The sequence below is a fragment of the Streptomyces sp. NPDC043876 genome, from assembly GCF_056435825.1.
The window spans coordinates 157,944-184,785 of the sequence record NZ_JBWKDV010000005.1 but is presented as its reverse complement, the minus strand read 5'-3'; the positions used below and the strand labels follow the sequence as shown (position 1 = coordinate 184,785).

Genomic DNA, 26,842 nt, shown 5'->3' with positions numbered 1-26,842 from the left:
CCCTACGGGCGCCGCGCCGCCCGCAGGGCCTCGGCCAGGACCGCCGGCGCTTCGGTCAGGGAGGGCCCGTACCAGGTCAGGTGCCGACCGCTGACGAGTGCGGCGGGCAGCCCCGGGAAGGCCTCCGGACCGTCCCCGGCGGCGAAGGGGTACGGCTCGTCCGGCAGCACCACCAGGTCGCAGCCGGCCGCGCGCAGCTCCCCGGCCGGCACCCGCGGATACCGCTCGGCGTGCCCGGCGTACACGTTGCGCACCCCGAGGCGGGCCAGCAGGTCGCCCGCGAAGGTGTCCCGCCCCAGCACCATCCAGGGCCGCCGCCACACGGGTACGAACGCGCTCCGGGCTCGCTGCGGTACCACCCGTTCCCACGCCGCCCCGGCGTCCGCCAGCCAGCCGGGCCGGGCCAGTCCCAGGGCGTCGGTGAACAGCGCCTCCAGCTCGCGCAGGGCGCCGGGCAGGTCGCGGACTTCGGTGACCAGGACCCGTAGCCCGGCGGCGCGCAGCGCGTCGAGGTCCTGGGCCCGGTTCTCCTCCTCGTTGGCGACGACCAGGTCCGGGCGCAGGGCGATGACGGCCCGCACGTCGGGGTTCTTCGTGCCGCCGACGCGCACCGCGGCGCCGAGGTCGGCCGGGTGCGTGCACCAGTCGGTGACGCCCACGAGCAGCCCGGGGGCGGAGACCGCGACCGCCTCGGTCAGGGAGGGCACCAGGGAGACGGTCCGCGGCCCCCGCACGCCGGTCAGTGTTCCGGCGAGGGGGGCTCGGAGGTGGCGTGGATGTGGTCGCCGACGGCCACCACGAGGAGCTTGGTGTCCTCGGTCATGGCCCGCCAGCGGTGCCGCACCCCGCCCGAGAGGAACAGCGCGTCGCCGCACTCCAGCCGGTACGCGCGCCCCTCGGCCTCGACCTGGCAGGACCCGGAGACCACGTACATCAGCTCGTCGTTGCGGTGCTGGTACTCGCGGCCCGCGTCCCGGTCCCCGCTGAATTCAAGGGCGTGCAGCTGGTGGTGCCCGCGCACCAGGGGACGGACGCCCGGCGCCGGTTCCAGGCCGTCCTGGTCGGCGGCGCTGACGAGGTCCACCGTGCGGGCCGTGTCGGACGCGGCCAGCAGTTCGACGGCCGTGGTCTCCAGCGCGTCCGCGACCCGTTCCAGGGAGCGCATGCTGGGCCGGGCCCGTTCGTTCTCTATCTGGCTCAGGAAGGGCACCGACAGTCCGCTGCGCGCCGAGACGGCGGCGAGGGTGAGCCGCAGCGCGCGGCGCCGCTTGCGCACGGCCACGCCCACCCGGAGCGGTTCCTTGGTGTCTCTGTCCTTTTCCTTGTCGTCCATGGCGGGGCTGCCCTCCCCTTGTCCGTCGCACATGGGTGTGCTGTAAGCACCTTACGCAGCATCGGCCGCGCGCACCGCTCGCACGGCACGACCGGATCGGGGCCCAGGCGAATTCCGAGCGGTGCTCCAGTGCCGGCGGCCGCGCTGCGTACGCGCTCCCCCGCTGCCCGTGACGCGCGTGCCGGGGGGTGTCGGTGGGGTACGGCATCATCGTCAGGGTGACCCGACGCCTGATGCTCCTCGACACCGCTTCCCTGTACTACCGCGCCTACTTCGGCGTACCGGACTCCGTCCGGGCGCCCGACGGGACCCCGGTCAACGCCGTGCGCGGGCTCCTCGACTTCATCGGGCGGCTGGTCCAGGACCACCGGCCGGACGACCTGGTGGCCTGCATGGACGCCGACTGGCGGCCGCACTGGCGGGTGGAGCTGATTCCCTCGTACAAGGCCCACCGCGTCGCCGTGGAGACCGAGACCGGCCCCGACGAGGAGGAGACCCCCGACACGCTCGCCCCGCAGGTCCCGATCATCGAGGCCGCGCTGGACGCCTTCGGCATCGCCCGGGTGGGCGTGGCGGGGTACGAGGCGGACGACGTGATCGGCACCCTGACCGCGCGGGCCACCGGCCCGGTGGACATCGTCACCGGCGACCGGGACCTCTACCAGCTCGTCGACGACGCCAGGGCGCGGCGCGTGCTGTACCCGCTGAAGGGGGTCGGCTCGCTCCAGGTGACCGACGAGGCGTGGCTGCGCGAGAAGTACGGAGTGGACGGTCCCGGTTACGCCGACTTGGCATTGTTGCGCGGCGATCCCAGCGACGGGCTGCCGGGAGTGCCCGGAGTGGGCGAGAAGACCGCCGCGAAACTCCTCGACACCTACGGTGACCTGGCCGGAATCCTCGCCGCGGTCGCGGATCCGGCGTCGAAACTCACCCCCGTGCAGCGCAAGCGGCTGGACGAGGCCCGGCCCTACCTCGCGGTGGCCCCCAAGGTGGTCCAGGTGGCCCTTGACGTGCCGCTTCCCGTCTTCGACGCGGCCCTGCCCGCCGCTCCGGCGCACCAGGACGTCGTGGACGCGCTGGCCCACCGATGGGGCCTGGGAGGCGCGGTTGCGCGCCTCACCACCGCACTTCGACCGTGAGGTGGTAACTTAGGTAATCCTAAGTAGGAAGCAGCGCGGAACACCGGGGAGACGCCGTGGCAGAAGGACGAGCCCGCAGGATCGCCACCGCCGAGGTGGTTCGGACCGAGCGACTGAGCGCCCACATGGTGCGCGTCGTCCTCGGCGGAGAAGGCCTGGCCGCCAGGTTCACGGTCGGGGACTTCACCGACCACTACGTGAAACTGCTCTTCGCCCCGGAGGACGTCACCTACGCGGAACCCTGGGACCTCGAAGAGATCAGATCCACCCACCCCCGCGAGCACTGGCCCCGGCAGCGCGCCTACACGGTGCGCTCCTGGGACGCGGTGCGCTGCGAACTGACCATCGACTTCGTCGTCCACGGCGACGAGGGCCTCGCGGGCCCGTGGGCGGCGCGCGTCCAGCCCGGCGAGACGGTCCGCTTCCTGGGCCCCGGCGGCGCCTACGGCCCCGACCCGACGGCCGACTGGCACCTCCTGGCCGGTGACGAGAGCGCCCTGCCCGCGATCGGCGCCACCATGGAGCACATGCCGCGGGGCGCCGTGGTGATCGCGCTGGTGGAGGTCTCCGGACCGGACGACGAGCAGAAGATCGCCACGCCGGACGGGATCACCCCGATCTGGATCCACCGGGGCGCGCGGCCCGTCGGCGAAGCCCTGGTCGAGGCGGTCACGGCGCTGCGGTTCCCGACCGGCCGGGTCCAGGCCTTCGTGCACGGGGAGGCGGGCTTCGTGAAGGAGCTGCGCCGCCACCTGCGCACCGAGCGCGGCATCCCTGCCAAGCAGCTCTCGATCTCCGGCTACTGGCGCCTGGGCGAGACGGACGAGGGCTGGCGCGCCATCAAGCGCGACTGGAACGCCCAGGTCGAAGCCGAACAGGAACCCGTCGGCGCCCGGGCCTGACCCCCACGGGGCCCCGGTCCGGGTGCCCGCGCCACGGCGCGCCCCGCGCCGACAGGCCGACGTCGCCCCGCACCGCGCCGGAACCGGCCCCGTACGGCGCCCCGCCCCGCGCCGGCAGGCCGACGTGCGGCGGCCGGTCGACGTGCCCCCGCACCGCGCCGGGCCCGGCCCCCGCGCGGCCCCGTCCGGCCGGGCTCCGCCCCCGCGCGCGCCGGGCCCGTACCCGGCGGACAATGGCCGCATGCGCAGCTCACGCATCCGTGCCCGCACCCTCGGCGCCGCAGGAGCCGCCCTGCTCCTGGCCACGACCGCGACGGCCGCCCTCACCGCGGGCGCGACGGGCGCCGCGGCGGCGGCCGCACCGCCCTCCGCGGCCGACCCGTCGGACCCGGCGGACCCCGCGGCCCCGGTCGGTCCGGGCAGCACGACCGGCCCGGACAAGACGACCGGCCCGGACGACACGACCGGACCGCCGCAGCCGAAGCCCGCGCTCACCGACGCCCAGGTCGACAAGGCCCTCGCCCGCCTCGACACCGCCATCCCGGACCTGATGCGCCGCACCGGCGTCCCCGGGGTGTCCGTCGCCGTGGTCCGCCACGACAAGGTGGCCTACCTCAAGGGATTCGGCGTCCGCAGGACCGGCGACCCGGCGAAGGTCGGTCCCGACACCGTCTTCCAGATCGCCTCGCTCTCCAAGCCCGTCTCCTCGACCGTCGTCGCCGGCACCCTCACCGACGCGGCCGGCTGGGACCGCCACCTGGAGCTGCCCGGCTTCGCGCTGAAGGACCCCTGGGTCACCGGCCACGTCACCACCGCCGATCTCTTCTCCCACCGCAGCGGCCTGCCCGACCACGCCGGTGACCTCCTCGAAGACCTCGGCTACGACCAGTCGTACATCCTGGCCCACCTGCGCGAGCAGCCGCTGGCCCCCTTCCGCGCGAGCTACGCCTACACCAACTTCGGCCTGACCGCCGCCGCCGAGGCCGTGGCCCGCGCCAAGGGGGTCAGCTGGGAGAAGCTCAGCCGGGACACCCTGTTCAGGCCCGCGGGGATGGCCCACACCTCGACCGCCTTCAAGGCCTTCCAGGACGCGCCGGACCACGCGCTCACCCACGTCCGGAACGCCGACGGCACGTGGAGCCCGCGCTCCGTCCGCGACCCCGACGCCCAGGCCCCGGCGGGCGGGGTCAGCTCCAGTGCCCGCGACCTGAGCCGCTGGCTGCGCCTCCAGCTCTCCGGCGGAACCCTGGACGGCCACCGCATCATCCCCGCCGAGCCCCTCGCCCGTACCCACCTCCCCGAGGTCGTCGCCTCCCCGCCCGCCACCCCCACCGGCCGCGCCGGTTTCTACGGACTGGGCTGGAACGTGTCCTACGACGACGCGGGCCGGCTGCGCCTGAGCCACTCCGGCGCCTTCGCCCTCGGAGCCAACACCAACGTCACGATGCTGCCCCTGGAACAGCTGGCCGTCGTCGTCCTCACCAACGGCGCCCCGGTGGGCCTCGCCGACGCCGCCGCCCTCGACTTCTTCGACACTGCCGAGCACGGCAAACCCACCACCGACTGGCTGCGGCTGACCGGCTCGCTCTACGCGCAGCAGGAGGACGCCGCACGCTCCTCCACCGACTACGCCCACCCGCCCGCCGGAGCGAAGCCCGCCCGCGCGGACACGGCGTACACCGGCACCTACGACAACCCGTACTTCGGCAGGCTCACCGTGAGCGCCGCACCCGGCAGCCGGGCCGGTGAGGGCCTGACCCTCTCCCTCGGCCCCCGCCCGCAGCGCTTCCCGCTGACCCACTACGACGGCGACACCTTCAGCTTCGAGACCACCGGCGAGAACGCGGTCGGCCGCACCGGCGTCACCTTCGCCGACGGCACGGTCCGCATCGAATACCTGGACGCCGGCCCCGGGCACCTGGGCACCTTCACGCGCGGCCGGTGACCCGCGCCGGGCCGCATACGCTGGCCCCGATGAGACGCAGAGCCCAGACCCCTCCCGCCGCCCCGCTGCCCCAGCTCGACGGCATCGACCCGGTCCGGCTCCGGCTGCCCGCCGACTCCCCGCACGCCACCGTCGGCGCGTTCCTCGAAGCCCACTACGCGGGCACCTCCGGCGCGGCGCCCATGGCGCGACTACTGGCAGCGGGGCGGGTCGTCGGCGCCGACGGGCGGCCCCGGCGCGCCGAGGACCCGTACGCCCCGGGCACCTTCCTGTGGTTCCACCGCGAACTGCCCACGGAGAGCCCGGTGCCCTACGCGCCCCGCGTGCTGTACCGGGACGCGCACCTGCTCGTCGCCGACAAGCCGCACTTCCTGGCCACCACCCCGCGCGGCAGCCACGTCACCCAGACCGCCCTCGCCCTGCTGCGCCACCGCCTGGAGCTGCCCGCCCTCAGCCCGGCGCACCGCCTCGACCGGCTGACCGCGGGCCTGGTGATGTTCAGCGTCCGCCCCGAGGACCGCGGGGCCTACCAGCTCCTGTTCCAGAACCGGCTGGTGCACAAGGAGTACGAGGCCGTCGCGCCCCTCGTGCCGGGACTCGCCCTGCCCCGCACCGTGCGCAGCCGGATCGAGAAGACCCGGGGGGTGATGGCCGCGGCGGAGGTCCCGGGCGCCGAGCCCAATGCCGAGAGCCGGATCGAACTCCTCGCGCACCGCGGCGGCCTGGGGCACTACCGGCTGACCCCGCACACCGGCCGCACCCACCAGCTCCGCGTCCACATGAACAGCCTCGGCGCCCCGATCCTCGGGGACCCGGTCTACCCTGAGGTCGCCGACCCGGCCCCGGACGACTACCGGCGCCCGCTCCAACTCCTGGCGCGCAGCCTGTCGTTCACCGATCCGGTCACCGGTCTCGCGCACCGCTTCGAGAGCACCCGCACCCTGGGAGCCTGGACCGACTACGACGCGTGGGCCGCCGGGATCCCGCCCGAGCCGGACGCCTGAGAGGGGCCCGGCGCCACGCCCGCGACCCGCAGCGCCGCGTCCGCCGTGGCCTCCGCGAAGGCCGCCACGGGACGCTCCGGAGCCGAGCGGTGGACGAGCATCACGCCCTCGATCAGGCCGAAGACCAGGTCGTTGCGCAGGGCCAGTCCGGCCGCGTCCCGGGCCAGTTCGGCGCCCGCGGCCGTGGCCCGCAGCAACGCCCGGTAGGCATCGCGCAGTTCGGCGCGCAGGGAGCGGAAGCGGGCGAACCGCTCGCCGCCGCCGACCTCGGGCAGCAGGTAGAGGGCGCCCAGGTTGTGCGGCCCGGAGCACAGCAGCATGACGTCGGCCCGGCACAGCTCCCACAGCCGGCGCTCGGCGCTCGGACCGTCGGCGGCGAGCAGCCGCCGGGCCAGGGCCAGGGAGGGGGCCACGGTGGACTCCAGCAGTTCGGCGAGGAGTTCCTCCTTGCCGCCGAAGTAGTGGTACATCGTCGCCTGGCGCATACCGGCCAGCTCGGCCACGGCCCGGGTGGTGGTGGCCGCGTACCCGCGCACCGTGAACAGCTGCGCCGCCGCGGCGAGGAGTTCCTCGCGCGGCGGCTGCCCGCTGACCGGTCTTCGCTGATCGGCACGTGGCCGTCCGACCCGTCTCGCCCCTTCGCCCGCTGCCCCACTCATGCGCCGATCGTCGCACAGCGCACGCCCAAAGGATCATGGCAAGAGATGAGATCGAGCCACACCCGTGTTAGGAGGAAGCCCCAAAAGCCCCTAGCCGACCGAGCTGTAGGCCACTACGCCCCGCAACAGGGAGTCCACGGCCTTGCGGGCATTGCGGGCCACCGTACTGGTCCCCCCGCGGGAGTGCGTCGGCGCGGCCGCCGCGACCTGGCCGAGCACGTCGATGACCTGCTTGCACCAGCGCACGAAGTCACCGGCGGGCATCCCCGCCTCGCGCAGCACCTCGTCGAGGCTCTTGTCGGAGGCCCACTGGTACACCGCCCACGCGAAACCGAGGTCGGGTTCGCGCTGGCCCACGCCCTCCGCCTGGTTGATGCGGTGCTCCTCCTCCAGCGCGTCGAGGCGGCCCCAGATGCGGACCATCTCCGCCAGCGCGACCGTCGCCGCACCGGCCGGCACCTTGGGCGCCACCGCGTCGTCCGACTGCCGCGCCTCGAACACCAGCGCCGAGACGCACGCGGCCAGTTCGGCAGGGCTCAGGCCCTCCCAGATCCCGGCCCGCAGGCACTCCGACGCCAACAGGTCCAGCTCGCCGTACAACCGCGCGAGCCGCCTGCCGTGCTCGGTGACCTCGTCCTCGCGCAGGTAGTCCAGCTCCGTCAGCAGCGCGTGGATCCGGTCGAAGGTGCGGGCGATGGTGTTCGTCCGGCCCTCGATGCGGCGCTCCAGCTGCTGGGTGTCGCGCTTGAGCCGGTGGTAGCGCTCCGCCCAGCGCGCGTGGTCCTCGCGCTCGTCGCACCCGTGGCACGGGTGCGCGCGCAGCGCGGCGCGCAGCCGCGCGATCTCCCGGTCGTCGGCGGCCTCGGCCCGGCCGCGCCGGCTGCGCTCGGGCGCGATGTGCCCCGCCTTGGTGCGCAGCTGGGAGGCGAGGTCACGGCGCGACTGCGGGGAGCGCGCGTTGAAGGACTTGGGGATCCGCATCCGCTCGATGGGCTCGACCGGCACCGGGAAGTCGATCGCCGCGAGCCGCTTGACCTGCCGCTCGGCGGTCAGCACCAGCGGGCGCGGACCCTCCGTGTACTCCTGGCCGCGGTGCCCGTTGGACCGCCCCGCGGGCACGCCCGGGTCCAGGACCAGTGCGAGACCGGCGAACTTGCCCGTCGGCACGTGGATGACGTCGCCCGGCTTGAGCTTCTCCAGGGAACCGGCCGCCTGGGCCCGCCGCTGGGCCGCGCCCTGCTTGGCCAGGTCCGTCTCGCGGTCCTTGAGGTCGCGGCGCAGCTGCGCGTACTCCTCGAAGTCGCCGAGGTGGCAGGTCATGCCCTCGGTGTAGCCCGACAGCCCCTCCTCGTTGCGCTGCACCTGCTTGGAGATGCCGACGACGGAGCGGTCCGCCTGGAACTGCGCGAAGGAGGTCTCCAGGAGCTCGCGCGAGCGGTGCCGCCCGAACATCTGGACCAGGTTCACGGCCATGTTGTACGAGGGCTTGAAGCTGGAGCGCAGCGGGTACGTGCGGGTACCGGCCAGACCCGCGAGGGCCGCCGGGTCCATCGCCCGCTGCCACAGCACCACCGCGTGACCCTCGACGTCGATGCCGCGGCGCCCGGCCCGGCCGGTGAGCTGCGTGTACTCGCCGGGGGTGATGTCGGCGTGCTGCTCGCCGTTCCACTTGACCAGCTTCTCCAGGATCACCGTGCGCGCGGGCATGTTGATGCCCAGCGCCAGGGTCTCGGTGGCGAAGACGGCCTTGACCAGGCCGCGGACGAAGAGCTCCTCCACGACCTCCTTGAAGGTCGGCAGCATCCCGGCGTGGTGCGCGGCGATGCCCCGCTCCAGGCCTTCGAGCCACTCGTAGTAGCCGAGGACGTGCAGGTCCTCGGAGGGGATCGAAGCGGTGCGCTCCTCGACGATCTCCCGCACCCGGGCCCGCTTGGCGTCGTCGTTCAGGCGCAGTCCCGCGTACAGGCACTGCTGGACGGCCGCCTCGCAGCCGGCGCGGCTGAAGATGAAGGTGATGGCCGGGAGCAGGCCCTCGTTGTCGAGGCGCTCGATGACCTCCGGCCGGCCCGGGGTCCAGATCCGGTTGCGGGAGCGCCGCTCGCGCTCGCGGTCGGCCTCGCGGACCATCTTGCCGCGCCGCCGGTCCTTCGGGCTGTACGTGCGGGTGTTCTCCTCCCGCGCCATGCGCAGCAGGTCGGGGTTGACCTCGCGGCGCCCGCTGCCCCGACCGCCGTGGTCGCTCTCCTCCTCGAAGAGGTCGTAGATCCGGCGGCCTGCCATGACGTGCTGCCACAGCGGAACGGGCCGCTCCTCGGAGACGATCACCTCCGTGTCGCCGCGGACGGTGTCCAGCCAGTCACCGAACTCCTCGGCGTTGGACACGGTGGCGGAGAGCGAGACGAGGGTGACCGACTCGGGGAGGTGGATGATCACTTCCTCCCACACGGCGCCGCGGAACCGGTCGGAGAGGTAGTGCACCTCGTCCATGACGACGTAGCCGAGACCCGTCAGCGCGGGGGACTTCGCGTACAGCATGTTGCGCAGGACCTCGGTGGTCATCACGACCACCGGGGCGTCGGCGTTGACGCTGTTGTCACCCGTCAGCAGGCCGACCTTGGCCGCGCCGTAGCGCTTGACGAGGTCGGCGTACTTCTGGTTCGACAGGGCCTTGATCGGCGTGGTGTAGAAGCACTTCTTGCCCTGGAGCAGCGCCAGGTGGACGGCGAACTCGCCGACGATGGTCTTGCCCGACCCGGTGGGGGCGGCGACGAGCACGCCCTTTCCGGCCTCCAGGGCCTTGCACGCCTCGATCTGGAAGGGATCCAGATCGAACTCGTACATCTGCCGGAAGGGGTGCAGGGCCGTGGCTTCTTCGGCGGCGCGGCGGCGGAACGCGGCGTACGCGTCGGCGGGTGAGAGTTCCTCGGTCATCTTGTCATCGAGCCTACCCGTCACCTCTGACAACAAGCGCGATCTTTATGACAGCAGCCGGACCGCCGAGGGCACGCACACGGCCGTGACGGGCAGCGGACCCACCGGCTCGCCGTCCGCGTAGGCGGTGCTTCCGGCGGCCTCCAGCGTGACCTTCGCGGCTCGGTGGACGCTCACCTTCGGGTGGCCGGTATGCGTCCCCTTGTAGACCCGCGGGAAGACCTTCAGCAGGGTGGCGCGCGAGCAGTCGCCGACCACGGTCACGTCGAACAGCCCGTCGTCGGGCAGCGCGTCCGGGCAGATCCGCATCCCGCCGCCGTACGAGGACCCGTTGCCGACGGCGACCAGCGTGGCCTCGGTCTCCACGGGCGGGCCGTCGTCCAGGGTGATCCGGTAGCGCAGGGGCCGGAAGGCGGCCAGCTCGGCGAGGATCGCCAGGTCGTACTTGAAGCGCCCCGCCGGCAGCCGCATCCGGTTGCCCCGGTCGTTGACCCGGGAGTCGAAACCCGAGCACAGCACCGTCCCGTACCAGCGGCCGTCCACCCGCCCCAGGTCGATCTCGCGGAAGCGGCCCTCCTTCAGGACCCGCGCCGCCAGCCGACCGGCCGCCGCGGGCTCCCGTACGGGCAGCCCCAGCGCCCGCGCGAAGTCGTTGCCGGTCCCCACCGCGACCACCCCGAGGGGTACCAGCGTGCCCGCCACGGCCTGCAGGGCCAGCGAGACCATCCCGTCGCCGCCGACGGCGATCACCGCCCCCGTGCCCTCGCGCACGGCCGCGCGCAGCCGGACCAGCGCGTCCGGCGCATCGGCGCCGACCACCGTGCGCACCGAGAAGCCGGCCGCCCGCAACGCGGAAGCGGCCGGCTGCGCGGCGTGCGCGCCCCGGCCGCGTCCTGCGGTGGGATTGACGAAGAGGGTGATCTCTGCACTCACCCTGCGGACGGTACCCGTCAGGTGGCGTCGTCGTAACCGTTGATCCGCCGGCGTCCGCCGTCGTCCTGGCCGGGCAGCGCACCGGGAGCCGCGACCGGCTCGATCTCCCCGACGGGCGCCGGGGTCAGGTCCAGCGCGGAGGCCTCGTCGTCGTCGAGACCGGCGTCGGGGTTGTTGCGCCTGCGCCTGCGGTCGTTCAGCATGCAGACGCCGAGCGCGATGAAGTACAGCGCGATGATCGGCGCCGCGAGCGACATCATCGTCAGGGGGTCACCGGTGGGCGTCGCGAAGGCCGCGAAGACCGTGATGCCGAGCACCATGATCCGCCACCAGCTCGCCAGGCGCCGGGCCGTGAGCACACCGGTGACGTTCAGCAGGATCAGCAGCAGCGGCAGCTCGAAGGCCAGGCCGAAGACGACGACCATGCGCGTGACCAGGTCGAGGTAGTCGTCGACGGGCAGCAGGTTGCGCGCGTTGTCGGGCGTGAACTCCAGCAGGATCTGGGCGGTCTGCGGAAGGATCTTGTACGCGAGCACCGCGCCGGTGCCGAAGAGCGGCGCGCCGAGCGCGACGAAGCCGATCGCGTACCGCTTCTCGTGGTTGTGCAGCCCCGGCGCGACGAAGGCCCACAGCTGGTAGAGCCAGACCGGGGCGGAGAGCACCACGCCCGCGGTGAGCGAGACCTTCAAGGCGATCGAGAACGGCGCGATGAGACCGTTCACGGTCATGTCCGCGCAGGGCCGGCCGTTGCGCTGCGAGACCACTCCGTTGCTGCAGCCGACCGAATCCAGCATCGGCTTCAGCATGAAGTCGATCAGGTTCTTGTAGTAGAAGGCCGCCACGATGGTGATCACCAGGATCGCCACGACCGCCTTCACCAGGCGGTTTCTCAGCTCACGCAGGTGCTCGATGAGAGGCATCCGCCCTTCGGCGTCCTTCTCCCTCTTCTCCTGCTTTCGGGCAGACTTGAGCAACCCAGGTCCCTTGGCTCGTTGCAGATGAGTGACGCGACCCGTAGGGGTCAGGCCTGGGTGGAGCGGTTCGGCTCGCTGACCGGACGCGCGCTGGTGACGTCACCCGGAGCGGCCTGGATGGTCCGCGGAGCCGTCTGCGGGGCCTGGTCCGCGGGCGCGGCCGCAGCCGCCGCCGCGGCGTCCTCGGCCTCGCCGTCCTTCTTCATCGCCTTGGCCTCGCTCTTGAGGATGCGGGCGGACTTGCCCAGCGAGCGGGCCATGTCCGGGAGCTTCTTCGCCCCGAACAGCAGGAAGATCACAGCGATGATCAGGAGGATCTCAAGAGGCTTCAGATTGCCCATAACGTCTGACTTCCTTCTCACCGAAGCGGCTGGTCGTAAGGAGGCGGCGGACCGGGACAGCAAATCGGATACCGCTCTGACAAGGATCGTAACCCCCAGGGGTAAACGCCCGGCAATCCCCCGGGGCCCCCGTGATTGCGGGCGCCTAGTACCCCGTGCGGCCCGCACGGGCCAGATCCGCAGTCGCGCGCTCCAGCTCGCCCGACGCGTCGGCGATCTTGCGACTGGCCTCGGCGACCTGTCCGGAAAGCCTGCGGACCTCGACGAACACGCGCACGGCGAGCACGGCGAGGACGGCGACCCCGAGGAACCCCAGGGCAATTGCGAGCATCGGCCACAGCATGGGGCGAGCCTAGCGCGTGCCCCGCACCCGGACGCCGCCAGGGCGCGGCGGCCCGCCCGCACCAGGGGCGGTCCAGTGACCTTCCAGCGCACCCGCCGCCCGCGGGCCCGCAGCCCGGGCCCGCAGCGACCGCCCGGGCCCTTACACGCTGCGCAGGGTGCTCACGCCGCCACCCGTCAGCAGCTCGATGATCCGCTCCCCCGCGTGCTTGCGCACCGCCGCCCCGCACTCCGGGCAGGTGAAGGAGTAGAAGGTGGTGCGACGGCTGGCCCCGATGGCCAGGCGCAGCGCACCCGCGGTCAGCTCGAAGCGGCCCCGGCAGTCCGGACAGGCCGCCTTGAAACTGACCGCGCCGGCTCCCGGCGCCGACGGCGCGGCCGCGCCGGGCGTGGAGGTGACTGACATCGTGCGGCGATCCCCCTCGGTCGCGGTCCTCAGACCTCTTCTCCGTACCCCGCCAGCGCCTCGCGCGCCGCCCGGCGCGCACTGTCCGCCAGCCCGGCCGGCGACACGATCCGGCCGTCCCCGCCCAGCCGCAGCCCCAGCCGGCGCAGCGACGCCGGATCCGGCGTGCGCAGCGTGATCCGCAGCCCGCCGTCCGCCAGCTCCTCGGCACTGTCGTGCGGGTAGTACTCGGCGACCCAGCGGCCGCCCGGCCCCACCTCGATGACCACCTCCGGATCCCCCGCCGCGGGCTGCACGAGGCCCACCGACAGGTCCCGCGGCTCGATCGCCGGCGGCTCCGCCCGCTCGTCCAGCAGCCGGATCTCGGCCACCCGGTCCAGCCGGAAGGTGCGCCGCGCCTCGGAGAGGTGGCACCACCCCTCCATGTACGTGTGCCCCACCGCGAACAGCCGGATCGGATCCACGGTGCGCTCGGTCAGCTCGTCCCGGGCCGGCGAGTAGTACCGCAGCCACACCCGGCGCCGCTCGGCGATCGCCCGGTCGACGTCCGCGAAGACCCCGCCCTCCGATTCGAAGGTCACCGACAGCCGCGAGCTGGCTCCGGCCGCCTCGCCCGCCGCGGCCTCCAGCTTCGCGGTCGCCCGCAGCAGAGCGTCCCGGTCACTCTCGCGCAGCCCCGGCAGCGTGGCGACCGCGCGCGCGGCCACCAGCAGCGCCGTCGCCTCGTCCGCGGCCAGCCGCAGCGGCTCCGCCGTGGACTCCCCCGACGCGTCGGGGTTGCGCCACCAGATGCGCTCCCCGTCGGTGTCGATGTCCAGCAGGTCCCCGCCGCGGAAGCTCGTCCCGCACATGGGCAGCACGTCGAGGTCCGAGATCAGCTCGTCCTCCGTGATCCCGAAGGCCCGCGCGACATCGGCGACGTGCGCCCCCGGACGCTCGCGCAGATAGGTCACCAGCGACAGCATCCGTCGCGTCTGGTCAATGGCATTGGCAGCCATGCTGGTACGTGTCCCCCCTAGCCCTTGGCCACGGCGCGCAGCCGGTCCACCACATCGGCCCGCAGATCCGCGGGCTCCACCACCACCACGTCCGGCCCGAACTCCACGAGCCACGCGTCCAGCCCGTGACCGTACGGGATCTCCAGCTCGTCCCAGCCGTCGGCGCCCTCGCGCACGGCCGTCGCCCGCGCCCGCAGCGGATAACCCGCACCCGCCCGCAGCCGGATCAGCGCCGACCGGTCCGCGGTGTCCCCGGCCCAGCCCGCCACCGTCTCCCGCACCGTCACCACGTCCGGCACCGGAGCCGTGTACCGCCCCGCCCGCGACCGCACCTTGCCGGTGATCCGCGACAGCCGGAACACCCGCTCCGCACCGCGGTCCCGGTCGAAACCGGCGAGGTACCAGTGCCCGCGCCAGCACTCCAGCGCCCACGGCTCCACCTGACGCGTCGCCGGACGCGCCGCGTTGGAGTTGCGGTAGTCGAAGACCACCGGCCGCCGGTCCCGGCACGCCAGCATCAGCGGCTCGAACGCCGCCTCGTGGACCGGGATGCGCGGCTCGATGGCACTGTGCTGGCCGTCGTACGGATCCCCCGCCTCCGGCATGCCCCCGGCGCGCAGCTTCTGCAGCGCGCCACTGGCCGCCCCCGCCAGCCGGGCCTGCTGCCACACCTTCGCCGCCAGCCCCAGCGCCGCGGCCTCCTCGGCGTCCAGCGACACCGCCGGCAGCCGGTTGCTGTCCCGCCGCGCCAGGTAGCCGATGTCCCCGTCGAGGCTCTCGACGGTCTCGATGACCAGCCCCAGCTCGCGCAGATCGTCCTTGTCCCGCTCGAACATCCGGTTGAAGGACTCGTCGTTGCCGGCCTCCAGATAGGCCTCGATGGACCCGCGCAACTCGCGCTTGCTGAGCGGCCGGCGCGTCCCCAGCAGACACAGCGCCAGGTTCATCAGCCGCTCGGCCTTGGCAATCGCCATCGACGCCCTTCCCCCGATCTCCCACGACACACTCGTGACCGTTGACCGTACCGCCCTGCGGCCCCTCGGCAAAAGTGAGGGCGGCGCCGCGGACAGGGCCCGCCCGGCCCCGCCGACACGCCCGGAGGGCCCCCGCCGTACGGCGGGGGCCCTCCGGGTGAACAGACCGTGGATCAGGCGGCCATCAGGTCGCACACGAAGATCAGCGTCTCGCCCGGCTTGATCGCCCGGCCCGCGCCGCGGTCACCGTAGGCCAGGTGGGCCGGGATCGTCAGCTTGCGACGGCCGCCGACCTTCATGCCCTGCACGCCCTGGTCCCAGCCCTTGATGACCTGACCGACACCGAGGGTGAACGGGAGCGGCTCACCGCGGTTCCACGAGGCGTCGAACTCCTCGCCCGTGGAGAACGCGACACCCACGTAGTGGACCTTGATGTTGGAGCCCGCCTTGGCCTCCGCCCCGTCGCCCAGCCAGATGTCCTCGATCACGAGGTCGGTGGGGACTTCGCCGCCGGGGAAATCGATCTCGGGCTTCTCGAGCTTGTCGCTCACGGAACTGCTCCTCATACGTACGAACAAGGGGGGTACCTCCCGGCGGGAGCCGGGGGGACAACCGGACAAGTCTTACATCACGGCGACGATGTCGAGACTGAAGACCAGCGTCGAGTTCGCCGGGATGGTGCCCTGCTCCTTCTCACCGAAACCCTCGGCAGGCGGGATCACCAGCAGGAGACGGCTGCCGACCTTCTTGCCGACGATGCCGTCCTTGAGGCCCTTCACCGACATCTGGGCCATCGGCCACGTCACCGACGTCCCGGTGGTGTACGTGCTTTCGAAGGTCTTGTCGTCCTTCCACGTCTTGCCGTTGAACCGGACCGCCACGCTGTCGCTGTCCTTCACGACCGCGCCGTCACCCTCCAGCACGTACTGCGAGACCAGCTTGGCCGGCGGGGTCACGTCCTTGGGAATCGTGACCGACACCTCCTTGCCGTCGGTGTTCGTACCGATCTTCGGCAGGTCCTTGCCGTCCTGCGGGATCTCCTTGCCCGTGGCCGACGCCGGGATGGTGGTCCCCTTGACGATGTCCACGACGAAGACCAGCGTGGCGTTGGGCTTGATCTTGTCGCCCGACCCCTGCGCGCCGTAGCCCAGCTCCGGCGGGATCACCAGCTCGACACGGCTGCCGACCTTCTTGCCCTCCAGGCCCTGGTCCCAGCCCTTGATGACCATGCCCGCACCGATGTTCAGATCGAAGGGCGCCGGGCGGCCGAAGCTCTTGTCGAACGGCTCGGAAGCGTCCCAGACCTGACCCAGGTAGTTCACCTGGGCCGCGTCACCCTTCTTCAGCGCCGGGCCCTTGCCCTCGCTGAGCACCTCCACCTTCAGGTCCTTGGGCGGATCGCCCTTGCCCTTCGCGATGGTGGGTTCCTCGCCGAACTTGGCGCCCTTCGTGATCGCGGGCACCCCGTTCTTCGACTGGGCGGAGTCGGAGCCCTTGTCGTCACCGCCACCACAGGCCGCTGTCGACAGCAGCAGGAGGGGGACGACAAGCAGGCCGGCAATTCGGCGCACGTGTTCCTCAGATCTCAGACGGCACATCGGTCGCCGCCAACTCTAAGGCGTGCACCGGGCCCCGTACGAGAGACGTACGGGGCCCGTGAGATGTGACACGACAAGATCCCGCCCCGGGACCACCCGCAAGCGGCCCCGGAACGCGCCACCGGCACCTACATGCCGGCGATCAGCTTCTCCACCCGGTCGTCCACCGACCGGAACGGGTCCTTGCACAGCACCGTGCGCTGCGCCTGGTCGTTCAGCTTCAGGTGCACCCAGTCCACCGTGAAGTCCCGCCGCTGCTCCTGCGCCCGACGGATGAAGTCACCGCGCAGCCGCGCCCGCGTGGTCTGCGGGGGCACCGACTTGCCCTCGAAGATCTTCAGGTCGTTGCAGATCCGCGCCGCCTGCCCCTTGCGCTCCAGCAGGTAGTACAGACCCCGCCGCCGGTGGATGTCGTGATAGGCGAGGTCTATCTGCGCGACCCGCGGATTCGACATCGTCATGTTGTGCTTGGCCCGGTACCGCTCGATCAGCTGGTACTTCATGACCCAGTCGATCTCCGTGCCGATCCGGTCCAGATCCTCCGCGTCGATCGCGTCCAGCGTCCGGCCCCACAGCTCCAGCACCTGGTCGACGACCCCCGTACGGATCCCCCGGCGCTCGGCGAAGTCCACGGCCTTGTCGTAGTACTCCCGCTGGATCTCCAGCGCCGAGGCCTCCCGGCCGCTCGCCAGACGCACCTTGCGCTGCCCCGTGATGTCGTGGCTGACCTCACGGATCGCCCGGATCGGGTTCTCCAGGGTCAGGTCCCGCATCACCGTGCCCGCCTCGATCATGCGCAGCACCAGATCGGTCGCGCCGACCTTCAGCAGCATGGTCGTCTCGGACATGTTCGAGTCGCCCACGATGACGTGCAGACGCCGGTAGCGCTCCGCGTCCGCGTGCGGCTCGTCCCTGGTGTTGATGATCGGCCGCGAACGGGTCGTCGCGGAACTGACGCCCTCCCAGATGTGCTCGGCCCGCTGGCTCACGCAGTAGACCGCGCCCCGCGGCGTCTGCAGCACCTTGCCCGCACCGCAGATCAGCTGGCGCGTGACGAGGAACGGAATGAGGATGTCCGCCAGGCGGGAGAATTCACCGTGCCGCGCCACCAGGTAGTTCTCGTGGCAGCCGTACGAATTGCCCGCCGAGTCGGTGTTGTTCTTGAACAGGTAGACGTCGCCCGCGATTCCCTCCTCGTGCAAGCGGCGTTCTGCGTCGACGAGCAGACCTTCCAGAATGCGCTCGCCGGCCTTGTCGTGGGTGACCAGTTCGGTCACGTTGTCGCATTCGGGAGTTGCATATTCCGGATGCGAACCCACATCGAGGTACAGGCGGGCGCCGTTCCGCAGGAAGACATTGCTGCTGCGGCCCCATGAGACGACACGGCGGAAGAGGTAGCGCGCCACTTCGTCAGGTGACAGTCGGCGCTGTCCCCTGAACGTGCACGTGACGCCGTACTCGTTCTCCAGCCCGAAAATGCGGCGGTCCATGACTGAACATTACGCCTTCTGCTGTGTTCTGAAACCGGGTTCGAGAGCGCCGTTCCGATCATTTTCATCCGGGTCCCCGTCCGGACCCCCGTCCGACGCCCCGTCCGAGACCCCGTCCGACGCCGATCCCACCGCACCCGCCGCGCGCGCCGCCAGCACCCGCTGAGTACCCGTCAGCACCAACAGCGCCGCCGCACCCGCCACGCTCGCCACCGCGAAACCCGACGCCGTACCCCCCAGCTCCACCACCGGACCCGCCACCGCCGTACCGATCGCCGCACCCACCCCGAAGAACGTCACCAGCCACGAGAACGCCTCCGTCACCGTCCCCGCCGGAGCATGCCGGTCCACCACGATGAACGCACACGCGATCGCCGGCGCCAGGAACACCCCCGCCAACGCCGCCAACGCCGTCATCGCCACCGGACCCGGCACCAGCATCAACGGCAGATAACACACCGCCAGCAACGCCACCAGCACCCGCAGCCGCCGCTCCGGCGCACCCGGCCAGTGCCGCGCCCCGTACGCCACCCCGCCCACCAGCGCCCCCAGCCCCAGCGCGGCCATCAACCAGCCGTACACCGCCTGCCCACCGTGCCCGTCGGCATACGCCACCCCCGCCACCGTGATCGAACCGAGCGCCGTCCCCACGAAGAAGAACGCCCCCAGCAGCGCCAGCAGCCCCCGCGAACGCAGCGCCCCCAGCCAGTGCGCCTCCCGCGGCGCCGAACGCCACGCCCTCGACGGCTCGCTCACCACCACCGACAGCGCACCCAGCACCCCGATCCCATTGATCACCAGCAGCGCCACCGCCGGATCCCACAGCGCCACGAACAGGGTCACCAGCAGCGGACCCACCGTGAACATGACCTCCTGCGCCACCGCGTCCATGGCGTACGCGGCGTGCACCCGCTCCTCCTTGCCGCCCAGCACCCCCGGCCACAGCGCCCGCAGCCCGCCCTCCAGCGGCGGCGTGAACAGCCCCGCCACCACCACGGCGGCGTACGCCGAGAACACCGACCCCGTCCCCGCCAGAGCCAGCCACACCATGCCCAGCGCCGACACCAGCGCCGCCGGCAGCTGGATCCGCGGCTGCCCGAAGAGGTCCACCGCCCGCCCCAGCAACGGCTGCCCCACCGCGTTCGCCACTCCGTACACCGCCGCCAGCGCCCCCGCGAGGCTGTAGCTGCCGCCCTCCGCCCGCGTGAACAGGACGATGGCGATCGGGGCGGTGCCGTTGGGCAGCCGGCCTATCAGGGTGCCCACGAGCAGCCTCGTCGCGTGCCGGGTCCTGAGCAGCTCCGCGTATCCCGCGGCCATGACCGCCCCTTTCCGCCCGGAACCAGCCGGGGTAATACGTATAACCTGACGCGTCATACGTACCATGGCCCCACCACCCCGGTCCACCCCACCACCCCACCCGCGGCCGCCCCACCACCCCCCGCCCCCGGCCACAGCCCCACTCAGGAGCCCCCTGTGACGAGACCCACCAGCCGCGACGTCGCCCACGCAGCCGGAGTCTCCCAGGCCACCGTCTCCCTCGTCCTCGCCGACAAATGGCGCGGCCGCGTCTCCGAACGCACCGCCGCCCACGTCCGCGAAAGCGCCGCACACCTCGGCTACCGCCCCAACCTCGCCGCCCGCAACCTCCGCCTCGGCAGCACCCGCACCGCCCTCCTCGTCGTCCCCGCCCTCACCAACGAATTCTTCGCCCGCGTCTACACCGGCGCCGCCCGCGTCGCCGCCGAACACGGCTTCGGCGTCGTCCTCTACCCCTCCCCCGACGGCACCGGACCCGCCCGCGACCCCTTCCCCTCAGCCCGAGCCGCCCTCGACGGCATCATCGCCTCCTCCATGGCCACCCACGCCCTCGAAGCCATCGGCGGCGACCGCCTCCCCCTCGTCATGCTCGACAGCGACCCCACCGCCGACCGCGCCGCCGCCCACGTCAACCTCGCCATCGCCGACGGCATGCGCCAGGTCACCGAACACCTCCAGCACCTCGGCCACCAGCGCTACCTCCACCTCGCCTCCGCCGTCGACTCCTGGACCTTCCACGTCCGCGCCACCGCCCTGAACCGCCTCCTGGGCCCCCGCACCGACCTGCGCACCACCCGGTCCGCCCTCAGCGTCCACGCCGCCAGACAGGCCGTGGAAGCCGCCCTCAGCACCCCCGGCGACCGGCCCACCGCCATCATCTGCGACGACGACATCCTCGCCGCCGGCGCCTGCAAAGCCGCCCGCCGCCTCGGCCTGCGCGTCCCCGACGACCTCTCCGTCACCGGCTTCGACGACCTCGCCCTCGCCACCGCCGTCGAACCCGAACTCACCACCGTCGCCCTCCCCGCCGAACGCGTCGGCGAACACGGCATGACCGCCCTCCTCGCCGTCCTCGACGGCACCCCCTGGACCGCCCCCGACCTCCCCGTCCAACTCGTCGTACGCGACTCCACCGCACCTCCGCCGCGCACCACCCCCTGAACGCACCGGTGCCCCGGCCCGCCTCCACAGAGACCGACCGGGGCACCCGGCAAAGCGACCGCGACGCCTACTCGGCGTCCTCGGGCTCCTCATCGTTCGACACGGCATCCGCCTGCGCCGCCGCCGGCACGTCCGCCTCCAGCAGACGCGACAGCTGACGACCCCGGATCCGCTTGAACTTGCGCTGCTGATCCCGCGTCCGGTCCAGCACCGCGACCTCCAGCCGCTCCGCCGGAATCGCCTTGTCCGCACCGTTCGCCTGACTCGACAGCGCCTGCACCGCCAGCTTCAACGCCTCGGACAGGGTCATCCCGTCCTGGTGCCGCTGATCCAGGAACGTACTGATCTGCTCGGCATTGCCACCGACCGCGACCGAACCGTGCTCGTCCACGATCGACCCGTCGTGCGGAAGCCGGTAGATCTGGTCCCCGGCCGCGGTCGCACCGACCTCGGCCACCACCAGCTCCACCTCGTACGGCTTCTCACCCGCACTGGAGAAGATCGTGCCCAGCGTCTGCGCGTACACGTTCGCCAGCCCACGGGCCGTCACATCATCGCGGTCGTAGGTGTACCCGCGCAGATCCGCGTACCGCACACCACCGATCCGCAGGTTCTCGTACTCGTTGTACTTACCGGCGGCCGCGAAACCGATCCGGTCGTAGATCTCGCTGAACTTGTGCAGCGCACGGGACGGGTTCTCGCCGACGAACACAATGCCGTCGGCGTACTGCAGCACGACGAGGCTGCGGCCGCGTGCGATGCCCTTGCGGGCGTATTCCGCCCGGTCGGCCATGGCCTGCTGGGGTGACACATAGAACGGAGTCGACACCGGCTGTCCGTCCCTTTCTTCTGGGCTCCTGAGGGGCGGCGAATGGTCAGAGCAGGGCGGCGCGCGGACCGTCGGGCTGCTCCAGCCGACGGTTGGTGACCTTGCGGGCGAGCTCCTGCGACTGCTCGTCCGTCAGCCTGCGGAATCCCTCGTCCGTGATGACCGTGACGATCGGATAGATGTGGCGGTACAGGTCCGGCCCACCGGTCGCCGAATCGTCGTCGGCGGCGTCGTACAGGGCCTGCACGACCAGCGTGGTGGCCTGCTCCTCCGTCAGGTCGGGCCGGTAGAGCTTCTTCATCGACCCCCGGGCGAAGATCGAACCCGACCCGGTGGCGGCGTAGCCGTGCTCCTCGGAGCGGCCGCCCGTCACGTCGTAGGAGAAGATCCGGCCCTTCTCCTTGGCCTCGTCGTACCCGGCGAAGAGCGGCACCACGGCCAGCCCCTGCATCGCCATGCCCAGGTTGCCCCGGATCATGGTCGAGAGCCGGTTCGCCTTGCCCTCCAGCGAAAGGGTCGTCCCCTCCACCTTCTCGAAGTGCTCCAGCTCCAGCTGGAACAGCTTGACCATCTCCACGGCCAGACCCGCCGTACCCGCGATGCCCACCGCGGAGTACTCGTCGGCCGGGAACACCTTCTCGATGTCCCGCTGGGCGATCATGTTGCCCATGGTCGCCCGCCGGTCACCGGCGAGCACGACCCCGCCGGGGAAGGTGGTGGCCACGATGGTCGTCCCGTGCGGCGCCTCGACGACACCCTCGGGCAGCTTGCGGTTGCCCGGCAGCATCTCGGGCGAGTGCGCGCCCAGGAAGTCCATGAAGGACGACGACCCCGGCGTCAGGAAGGCTGCCGGTAGACGCCCTGTGCTACGAGTGTTGGGTTCCACAGGTTTCCTTCCACGTAAGCGGCTGCACGCCGTATGACGTCCGGCCGATCCTTGAGCTGCCCAATTCCTGCGTTGCAGCCGAAGCAGAGTACGCCTCGGACCCTACCCGTCTGATGATCGTGATCCACATGCTCCGCCGGACTCTCTTGGCAGATCGCGCAGAGCCCGCCCTGCGCGGCGATCATCTCCTCGCGTTCGGCCTCGGTGATGCCGTAGGAGCGCTTGAGGTGGCCTGCCCGGCCCTGGATGGCCCGGCAGGCCTTGCAGCGAGTCGACAGTCCGTCGGAAGCGCTGGAGTTCCTGTGCCACTCGCTGTGCGGCTTCACCACTCCGCACTGCCGGCAGAGCTTGCTGCCCGCCGGTACTTCCACGTGCTCCCTGACGGCCTTGCCTTGGGCCGCCTGACGGCGTCGGTAGTGCTCGGCGCCGTAGGCTGCTACGCACTCACGACATCTGGGCTGAAGCCCATCGCGCCGGTTTCGATCTGAGGCGAATCCGCTCAGTGATATGTCACGGGCACACCCGCGGCACCACTTCGTTCCGTTGGACATGGAGCACACACTGGCGGATCCGCCTTAGATTCGAAGGCTACTCGCCGCCTTTTTGTACGAAACTCCGAACGAAATCCTCGGCATTTTCCTCAAGTACATCGTCAATCTCGTCAAGTACCGAGTCGACGTCGTCCGAGAGCTTCTCGTGCCGTTCCTGGACGTCCGAACTCGCCTCGGCGGTCGTCTCCTCGACCTCCTCGGTCGAGCGCGTCGCCTTCTGCTGTCCGCCGCCGGTGTCCTTGGTCGCCATGTCTACCTCACCCCGCTCGGTTCGCACGCTCACGTCGAGAGACCCCGGGAATTCGGGATCCCTCAAGATCAGACCCTACGTCGGACCCTACAAGGAGGGTCCGACATTCGTCCCCGCAGTTGTCGGAAAAGCTCCGGCATAACGTCCGGTCTTCTCATGATTCCCGGACCGGGGGCCTTTCAGGCCCCTTCAGCGCCCCGAAAGGACCCGGACCAGGTCCTCCGCCGTGCGGCAGCGGTCCAGGAGTTCCTTCACGTGGGCCCGGGTGCCCCGCAGCGGCTCCAGCGTGGGGACGCGCTGGAGCGAGTCGTGGCCCGGGAGGTCGAAGATCACGGAGTCCCACGACGCTGCGGCCACGTCGTCGGCGTACTGCTCCAGGCAGCGGCCGCGGAAGTAGGCCCGGGTGTCCTCGGGGGGCTTGGTCTCGGCCCGTTCGACGGCCGGCTCGTCCAGCAGCCGCTTGATCTTGCCGCGGGCCACCAGGCGGTTGTAGAGGCCCTTGTCGGGGCGGACGTCCGAGTACTGGAGGTCCACCAGCCCGAGCCGCGCCGCGTCCCAGTCGAGTCCGTCGCGCCTGCGGTAGCCCTCCAGGATTTCCCGTTTGGCGATCCAGTCCAGCTCCCCCGCGAGGCTCATCGGATCGGTCTCCAGCCGCCCCAGCACGTCCTCCCAGCGGGCCAGCACGTCCTTGGTCTGGTCGTCCGCGTCGGAGCCGAACCGCTCGTCGACGTACTTCCGGGCCAGCTCGAAGTACTCCATCTGGAGCTGTACGGCGGTCAGCGTGCGCCCGCTGCGCAGGGTGATCAGCTGGTGCAGGTCGGGGTCGTGGGAGACCTGGTGCAGGGTGCGCACCGGCTGGTCCACGGCCAGGTCGACGCTGATGAAGCCGTCCTCGATCATGGAGAGCACGAGGGCGGTGGTGCCGAGTTTGAGGTAGGTGGAGATCTCGGAGAGGTTGGCGTCGCCGATGATCACGTGGAGGCGGCGGTACTTCTCCGCGTCCGAGTGCGGCTCGTCGCGGGTGTTGATGATGGGGCGCTTGAGGGTGGTCTCCAGGCCGACCTCGACCTCGAAGTAGTCCGCGCGCTGGCTGATCTGGAAGCCGTGTTCGCGGCCGTCCTGGCCGATGCCGACGCGGCCGGCGCCGGTGACGACCTGGCGGGAGACGAAGAAGGGCGTCAGGTGGCGCACGATGTCCGAGAAGGGGGTCTCCCGCTTCATCAGGTAGTTCTCGTGCGTGCCGTAGGAGGCGCCCTTGTTGTCGGTGTTGTTCTTGTAGAGGTGGATCGGCTGGGCGCCGGGCAGCTGGGCGGCCCGTTCGGCGGCCTCGGCCATGATCCGTTCGCCGGCCTTGTCCCAGAGGACGGCGTCCCGCGGGTTGGTGATCTCCGGCGAGCTGTATTCGGGGTGTGCGTGGTCGACGTAGAGGCGCGCGCCGTTGGTGAGGATGACGTTGGCGAGGCCGATGTCCTCGTCGGTGAGCTGGCTGTTGTCGGCGGCCTCGCGGGCGAGGTCGAAGCCGCGGGCGTCCCGCAGCGGGTTCTCCTCCTCGAAGTCCCAGCGGGCGCGTCGCGCCCGGTGCATCGCCGCCGCGTAGGCGTTGACGATCTGGGACGAGGTGAGCATGGCATTGGCGTTCGGGTGACCGGGGACGGAGATCCCGTACTCCGTCTCGATCCCCATTACTCGCCGTACGGTCATGCGGCCCTCCTTGCCCGGCGGCGCTTCCGATCGGAAGCGGCGCTCAAGTACCGCTGGTGCTCCGGTGCGTGTGCGGTGCCCGTCCCCGCACTGCGGATGCGGCGGTACGGAAGAGCCTAGAGCGGCTCCGCGCTGGTGGGGAGATCATTTCAATCATCGGCTTGGCCGGCCGCGGCCGAAAAGCAGTCGGCTGCGGGTGCCCCGGTGGGGGGACCCGCAGCCGCCCCGCTGTGTCAGAGGTACTGGCCGGTGTTGGCGACCGTGTCGATGGAGCGTCCGGTGTCCGCGCCCTGCTTTCCGGTGACGAGCGTGCGGATGAAGACGATCCGCTCGCCCTTCTTGCCGGAGATGCGGGCCCAGTCGTCGGGGTTGGTGGTGTTGGGCAGGTCCTCGTTCTCCTTGAACTCGTCCACGCACGCCTGGAGGAGGTGGGAGACGCGAAGGCCCTTCTGGTTGTGCTCGAGGAAGGCCTTGATGGCCATCTTCTTCGCACGGTCCACGATGTTCTGGATCATCGCGCCCGAGTTGAAGTCCTTGAAGTAGAGGACTTCCTTGTCGCCGTTGGCGTACGTGACCTCGAGGAAGCGGTTCTCCTCGGTCTCGGCGTACATCTGCTCGACGACGGTCTGGATCATGCTGTGGACGGTGACGGCCGGGGAGCCCTGGTGTTCGGACAGGTCGTCCGTGTGCAGGGGCAGGCTGGCCTTGAGGTACTTGGCGAAGATGTCCTTCGCGGCTTCCGCGTCCGGGCGCTCGATCTTGATCTTCACGTCGAGACGGCCGGGCCGCAGGATGGCCGGGTCGATCATGTCCTCGCGGTTGGAGGCGCCGATGACGATGACGTTCTCCAGGCCTTCCACGCCGTCGATCTCGGCGAGCAGCTGGGGGACGATGGTGTTCTCCACGTCCGAGCTGACTCCGGATCCGCGGGTGCGGAAGAGGGATTCCATCTCGTCGAAGAAGACGATGACGGGGGTGCCCTCGCTCGCCTTCTCCCGGGCACGCTGGAAGACGAGGCGGATGTGCCGCTCGGTCTCGCCGACGTACTTGTTGAGGAGTTCGGGGCCCTTGATGTTGAGGAAGTAGGACTTCCCCGCGGGCTGGCCGGTGACCTCGGCGACCTTCTTGGCCAGGGAATTGGCGACCGCCTTGGCGATCAGCGTCTTTCCGCAGCCGGGGGGGCCGTAGAGGAGGATGCCCTTGGGCGGGCGAAGTTCGTGTTCCTTGAAGAGGTCGGGGTGGAGGTACGGGAGCTCGACGGCGTCGCGGATCAGCTCGATCTGGTCGCCCAGGCCGCCGATCTTCTCGTAGTCGATGTCCGGGACCTCTTCGAGGACGAGTTCCTCGACCTCGCTCTTGGGCACCACTTCGTAGACGTAGCCGGACCTGGGTTCGAGCAGGAGGGCGTCGCCGGGTCGGATGATGATGTCCAGGAGCGGCTCGGCGAGCCTCACCACCCTTTCCTCGTCGGTGTGCCCGACCACCAGGGCGCGCTCGCCGTCCTCGAGGATCTCCTTGAGGGTGACGATGTCCCCGGCCCGTTCGAATGCCATGGCCTCGACCACGTTGAGGGCTTCGTTGAGCATGACCTCCTGGCCACGCCTGAGGTCCTCGGGTTCGACGCTGGGGCTGACGTTCACGCGGAGCTTGCGGCCCCCCGTGAAGATGTCGACCGTGCCGTCGTCGTTCGACTGGAGGAAGACTCCGAAGCCGGCGGGGGGCTGTGCGAGCCGGTCGACTTCTTCCTTGAGGGCCACGATCTGGTCGCGGGCCTCACGGAGCGTATTGGCGAGCCGCTCGTTCTGTGCGGACACACCGGCCAGATTTGTCTGGAGCTCGACGATCCGCTCTTCGAGAATCCTCGTGTGTCGCGGAGAGTCGGCGAGCTTACGTCGCAGGACGGCGATTTCCTGCTCGAGATAGGCAACCTGACCGGCGGGGTCATCGGACCCTCGCCCCGGCCGGATGCCGCGGGTGATGTCATCGTCGTGGGCTGCCACGGTCCTCACCTCCTCCAAGGGGAGCTGGACGCTTCCTGACCCTACCTGGGCTGGTGGTGATTGAAACCCCTAGATCACAAAGACGGTAGGGGTGTGTCCGATCTTCACCCTTGCGTACTCCCTCACGCCAAGGAAATACCCACCCTTCAACATCGGAAAGCAGCCGGTTGTAAGG

26 protein-coding genes are annotated in these 26,842 nt (G+C 71.1%); 5 read left to right on the top strand and 21 right to left on the bottom strand.

Going from position 1 to position 26,842, the window contains the following annotated elements:
• Window positions 1-2: 2 nt before the first annotated feature.
• Window positions 3-734 carry a helical backbone metal receptor gene (locus AC0693_RS17830; RefSeq protein ID WP_478802313.1) on the bottom strand — a complete coding sequence of 244 codons (732 nt, stop codon included), beginning with the start codon at window positions 732-734 and terminating at the stop codon, window positions 3-5.
• Window positions 735-739: 5 nt separating this feature from the next.
• Complete coding sequence (locus AC0693_RS17825; RefSeq protein ID WP_356414748.1) at window positions 740-1,333, bottom strand: helix-turn-helix domain-containing protein; 594 nt, start codon at window positions 1,331-1,333, stop codon at window positions 740-742.
• Between the two features lie 233 nt (window positions 1,334-1,566).
• Here AC0693_RS17825 and AC0693_RS17820 point away from each other — a divergent pair, with 233 nt between their 5' ends.
• The 4 genes from AC0693_RS17820 (at window position 1,567) to AC0693_RS17805 (ending at window position 6,323) form a co-directional block, all read left to right on the top strand.
• The gene (locus tag AC0693_RS17820) at window positions 1,567-2,472 is read left to right on the top strand and encodes a 5'-3' exonuclease (RefSeq protein WP_356414835.1); all 906 of its coding nucleotides are present in this window, start codon (window positions 1,567-1,569) and stop codon (window positions 2,470-2,472) included.
• Window positions 2,473-2,528: 56 nt separating this feature from the next.
• Window positions 2,529-3,374: a siderophore-interacting protein gene (locus AC0693_RS17815; protein WP_469320315.1), complete on the top strand. Its 846-nt coding sequence runs from the start codon at window positions 2,529-2,531 to the stop codon at window positions 3,372-3,374.
• 241 nt (window positions 3,375-3,615) lie between these two features.
• Window positions 3,616-5,319: a serine hydrolase gene (locus AC0693_RS17810; protein WP_478802312.1), complete on the top strand. Its 1,704-nt coding sequence runs from the start codon at window positions 3,616-3,618 to the stop codon at window positions 5,317-5,319.
• Between the two features lie 29 nt (window positions 5,320-5,348).
• Window positions 5,349-6,323 (top strand): RluA family pseudouridine synthase, encoded by a 975-nt coding sequence (locus AC0693_RS17805; protein WP_478802311.1) that lies wholly within the window; start codon window positions 5,349-5,351, stop codon window positions 6,321-6,323.
• Here the strand turns inward: AC0693_RS17805 and AC0693_RS17800 are convergent.
• The 13 genes from AC0693_RS17800 to AC0693_RS17740 all read right to left on the bottom strand — a co-directional run bounded on the left by AC0693_RS17800 (window position 6,278) and on the right by AC0693_RS17740 (window position 19,289).
• Window positions 6,278-6,982, bottom strand: a complete 705-nt coding sequence (locus AC0693_RS17800; protein WP_469320312.1) for a TetR/AcrR family transcriptional regulator — start codon at window positions 6,980-6,982, stop codon at window positions 6,278-6,280. The genes AC0693_RS17805 and AC0693_RS17800 overlap by 46 nt on opposite strands.
• Before the next feature lie 90 nt (window positions 6,983-7,072).
• Complete coding sequence (locus tag AC0693_RS17795; RefSeq protein ID WP_469320311.1) at window positions 7,073-9,913, bottom strand: DEAD/DEAH box helicase; 2,841 nt, start codon at window positions 9,911-9,913, stop codon at window positions 7,073-7,075.
• A gap of 45 nt (window positions 9,914-9,958) precedes the next feature.
• Window positions 9,959-10,846 (bottom strand): diacylglycerol kinase, encoded by an 888-nt coding sequence (locus AC0693_RS17790; RefSeq protein ID WP_468468657.1) that lies wholly within the window; start codon window positions 10,844-10,846, stop codon window positions 9,959-9,961.
• Window positions 10,847-10,863: 17 nt separating this feature from the next.
• The gene (gene tatC / locus AC0693_RS17785; RefSeq protein WP_469320310.1) at window positions 10,864-11,820 is read right to left on the bottom strand and encodes a twin-arginine translocase subunit TatC; all 957 of its coding nucleotides are present in this window, start codon (window positions 11,818-11,820) and stop codon (window positions 10,864-10,866) included.
• Window positions 11,821-11,867: 47 nt separating this feature from the next.
• A complete protein-coding gene (gene tatA, locus AC0693_RS17780; RefSeq protein ID WP_469320309.1) occupies window positions 11,868-12,161 on the bottom strand; it encodes a Sec-independent protein translocase subunit TatA in 294 nt (97 codons plus the stop codon).
• Window positions 12,162-12,306: 145 nt separating this feature from the next.
• Window positions 12,307-12,504, bottom strand: coding sequence for a hypothetical protein (locus AC0693_RS17775; protein ID WP_356414772.1), 198 nt, complete (start codon window positions 12,502-12,504; stop codon window positions 12,307-12,309).
• A gap of 141 nt (window positions 12,505-12,645) precedes the next feature.
• Window positions 12,646-12,909 carry a hypothetical protein gene (locus AC0693_RS17770; protein WP_469320308.1) on the bottom strand — a complete coding sequence of 88 codons (264 nt, stop codon included), beginning with the start codon at window positions 12,907-12,909 and terminating at the stop codon, window positions 12,646-12,648.
• Between the two features lie 29 nt (window positions 12,910-12,938).
• Window positions 12,939-13,907 carry a helix-turn-helix transcriptional regulator gene (locus AC0693_RS17765; protein WP_356414778.1) on the bottom strand — a complete coding sequence of 323 codons (969 nt, stop codon included), beginning with the start codon at window positions 13,905-13,907 and terminating at the stop codon, window positions 12,939-12,941.
• A gap of 17 nt (window positions 13,908-13,924) precedes the next feature.
• Window positions 13,925-14,881 (bottom strand): helix-turn-helix transcriptional regulator, encoded by a 957-nt coding sequence (locus AC0693_RS17760; RefSeq protein ID WP_356414779.1) that lies wholly within the window; start codon window positions 14,879-14,881, stop codon window positions 13,925-13,927.
• A 173-nt stretch (window positions 14,882-15,054) separates the two neighbouring features.
• Window positions 15,055-15,447, bottom strand: coding sequence for an FKBP-type peptidyl-prolyl cis-trans isomerase (locus AC0693_RS17755; RefSeq protein WP_356414782.1), 393 nt, complete (start codon window positions 15,445-15,447; stop codon window positions 15,055-15,057).
• 57 nt (window positions 15,448-15,504) lie between these two features.
• Window positions 15,505-16,452: an FKBP-type peptidyl-prolyl cis-trans isomerase gene (locus AC0693_RS17750; protein ID WP_356414785.1), complete on the bottom strand. Its 948-nt coding sequence runs from the start codon at window positions 16,450-16,452 to the stop codon at window positions 15,505-15,507.
• 155 nt (window positions 16,453-16,607) lie between these two features.
• Window positions 16,608-17,969: a Pup--protein ligase gene (pafA, locus tag AC0693_RS17745; RefSeq protein ID WP_030016332.1), complete on the bottom strand. Its 1,362-nt coding sequence runs from the start codon at window positions 17,967-17,969 to the stop codon at window positions 16,608-16,610.
• Between the two features lie 9 nt (window positions 17,970-17,978).
• Window positions 17,979-19,289, bottom strand: coding sequence for an MFS transporter (locus AC0693_RS17740; RefSeq protein WP_478742017.1), 1,311 nt, complete (start codon window positions 19,287-19,289; stop codon window positions 17,979-17,981).
• Window positions 19,290-19,445: 156 nt separating this feature from the next.
• On the opposite strand from AC0693_RS17740, the gene AC0693_RS17735 reads away from it, so the two are divergent.
• A complete protein-coding gene (locus AC0693_RS17735) occupies window positions 19,446-20,450 on the top strand; it encodes a LacI family DNA-binding transcriptional regulator (RefSeq protein ID WP_478802310.1) in 1,005 nt (334 codons plus the stop codon).
• A 67-nt stretch (window positions 20,451-20,517) separates the two neighbouring features.
• Here AC0693_RS17735 and prcA read toward each other — a convergent pair whose 3' ends face one another.
• The 6 genes from prcA to arc form a co-directional block, all read right to left on the bottom strand.
• A complete protein-coding gene (gene prcA / locus AC0693_RS17730) occupies window positions 20,518-21,279 on the bottom strand; it encodes a proteasome subunit alpha (RefSeq protein ID WP_356414793.1) in 762 nt (253 codons plus the stop codon).
• Between the two features lie 46 nt (window positions 21,280-21,325).
• Complete coding sequence (gene prcB, locus AC0693_RS17725) at window positions 21,326-22,165, bottom strand: proteasome subunit beta (RefSeq protein WP_469320304.1); 840 nt, start codon at window positions 22,163-22,165, stop codon at window positions 21,326-21,328.
• Entirely contained in the window at window positions 22,117-22,536 is a 420-nt protein-coding gene (locus AC0693_RS17720) for an endonuclease VII domain-containing protein (protein WP_478802309.1), read from the bottom strand. The genes prcB and AC0693_RS17720 overlap by 49 nt, the downstream gene beginning before the upstream one ends.
• A 217-nt stretch (window positions 22,537-22,753) precedes the next feature.
• Window positions 22,754-22,966 (bottom strand): ubiquitin-like protein Pup, encoded by a 213-nt coding sequence (locus AC0693_RS17715; RefSeq protein WP_354383626.1) that lies wholly within the window; start codon window positions 22,964-22,966, stop codon window positions 22,754-22,756.
• Window positions 22,967-23,155: 189 nt separating this feature from the next.
• On the bottom strand, window positions 23,156-24,667 hold the full coding sequence (gene dop, locus AC0693_RS17710; protein WP_356414799.1) for a depupylase/deamidase Dop: 1,512 nt from the start codon (window positions 24,665-24,667) through the stop codon (window positions 23,156-23,158).
• A gap of 233 nt (window positions 24,668-24,900) precedes the next feature.
• On the bottom strand, window positions 24,901-26,667 hold the full coding sequence (gene arc, locus AC0693_RS17705; protein ID WP_469320303.1) for a proteasome ATPase: 1,767 nt from the start codon (window positions 26,665-26,667) through the stop codon (window positions 24,901-24,903).
• Between the last annotated feature and the right edge of the window lie 175 nt (window positions 26,668-26,842).

Excerpts from the sequence above, each read along its gene's own strand:
- AC0693_RS17825 (WP_356414748.1), bottom strand. The coding sequence starts at position 1,333 with ATGGACGACAAGGAAAAGGACAGAGACACCAAGGAACCGCTCCGGGTG.
- AC0693_RS17820 (WP_356414835.1), top strand. The coding sequence starts at position 1,567 with ATGCTCCTCGACACCGCTTCCCTGTACTACCGCGCCTACTTCGGCGTA.
- AC0693_RS17810 (WP_478802312.1), top strand. The coding sequence starts at position 3,616 with ATGCGCAGCTCACGCATCCGTGCCCGCACCCTCGGCGCCGCAGGAGCC.
- AC0693_RS17805 (WP_478802311.1), top strand. The coding sequence starts at position 5,349 with ATGAGACGCAGAGCCCAGACCCCTCCCGCCGCCCCGCTGCCCCAGCTC.
- AC0693_RS17800 (WP_469320312.1), bottom strand. The coding sequence starts at position 6,982 with ATGAGTGGGGCAGCGGGCGAAGGGGCGAGACGGGTCGGACGGCCACGT.
- AC0693_RS17795 (WP_469320311.1), bottom strand. The coding sequence starts at position 9,913 with ATGACCGAGGAACTCTCACCCGCCGACGCGTACGCCGCGTTCCGCCGC.
- tatA (WP_469320309.1), bottom strand. The coding sequence starts at position 12,161 with ATGGGCAATCTGAAGCCTCTTGAGATCCTCCTGATCATCGCTGTGATC.
- AC0693_RS17775 (WP_356414772.1), bottom strand. The coding sequence starts at position 12,504 with ATGCTGTGGCCGATGCTCGCAATTGCCCTGGGGTTCCTCGGGGTCGCC.
- AC0693_RS17770 (WP_469320308.1), bottom strand. The coding sequence starts at position 12,909 with ATGTCAGTCACCTCCACGCCCGGCGCGGCCGCGCCGTCGGCGCCGGGA.
- AC0693_RS17765 (WP_356414778.1), bottom strand. The coding sequence starts at position 13,907 with ATGGCTGCCAATGCCATTGACCAGACGCGACGGATGCTGTCGCTGGTG.
- AC0693_RS17760 (WP_356414779.1), bottom strand. The coding sequence starts at position 14,881 with ATGGCGATTGCCAAGGCCGAGCGGCTGATGAACCTGGCGCTGTGTCTG.
- AC0693_RS17755 (WP_356414782.1), bottom strand. The coding sequence starts at position 15,447 with ATGAGGAGCAGTTCCGTGAGCGACAAGCTCGAGAAGCCCGAGATCGAT.
- pafA (WP_030016332.1), bottom strand. The coding sequence starts at position 17,969 with ATGGACCGCCGCATTTTCGGGCTGGAGAACGAGTACGGCGTCACGTGC.
- AC0693_RS17740 (WP_478742017.1), bottom strand. The coding sequence starts at position 19,289 with ATGGCCGCGGGATACGCGGAGCTGCTCAGGACCCGGCACGCGACGAGG.
- AC0693_RS17715 (WP_354383626.1), bottom strand. The coding sequence starts at position 22,966 with ATGGCGACCAAGGACACCGGCGGCGGACAGCAGAAGGCGACGCGCTCG.
- dop (WP_356414799.1), bottom strand. The coding sequence starts at position 24,667 with ATGACCGTACGGCGAGTAATGGGGATCGAGACGGAGTACGGGATCTCC.